We start from the raw sequence: 842 nt of genomic DNA, 5'->3' as shown, positions 1-842 counted from the left end.
GTCTTAGCTTATTTTAGTAGTTCTTCACTTCAAACTGGTCATCCGAAGGCTTTGCGGTATAGCGACCTTCTACCTGATCCCACTCATAATCATTCCCCATCATAACCTTAATGCGGTTATCTGAAGTTCTGGCACTGGCGGCATCGTACCCTGTGTCTTTGCGTCTTCCCCACCAGTTAATCGTTACTTCTTCAGGCTCAGCATTATTCATTGACTGGAAGTACCAGTGACGTGCTTCAACATGTTTACCGGCAATATCCCATGAATTCAGATACCAAAAACGCAAGTGGTTGAGGTTAACAATACTCTCCAACGGCGTGTTTTGGTCGCCAATCCATAAGTCATATATCGCCGATGACTTATACCATTCTACTGCGACATCCTGGTCGGCTATCATATCGGAAATGTACCAACGCGTTCGTTCGCCCACCCAGTCGTTCTGGCCGTCGCCGTTTTCATCACCAAGATAGCTTTTGCCATTTTTTGACCAGAAGGGGTCTAGCAGTGCAATACGGTCGGGCATAACATTATCAGACAGAGTGCCCTCATTAATCCCATCATTAATCTGCTTGGCCACATAAACAGCTAATTGGTTCCCCAAAGAGTGGCCTGCAAATCTCAGGTTTTTGTTATTGTTAGCCAGTACTGCTGTGATTTGCTCAAAAGCGATTTCACCGACCGACTTGTTCGGTGCCTGTGACGTGCTGTAACTACCGTCATCTAGCCGATAACGCATACCTTTTGGGCCATTAGCACTCCACATTTTGGCTTCTGCATCTTTGACTTCAGCTTCATCGGCAAACTGGTTCCAGTAAAATACGCCAACGTTCCAACCCCTTTGC

1 protein-coding gene is annotated in these 842 nt (G+C 46.3%); it reads right to left on the bottom strand.

Annotated features, from left to right (window positions below):
• Positions 1 to 13: 13 nt before the first annotated feature.
• A partial coding sequence (locus tag A3763_RS28295; protein WP_068759944.1) for a cell adhesion protein occupies positions 14 to 842 on the bottom strand: 829 nt, incomplete at its 5' end.

It is taken from the genome of Oleiphilus sp. HI0128 (assembly GCF_001635365.1).
The sequence above is the reverse complement of the archived record's forward strand: the minus strand, read 5'-3'. Positions and strand labels throughout refer to the sequence as shown.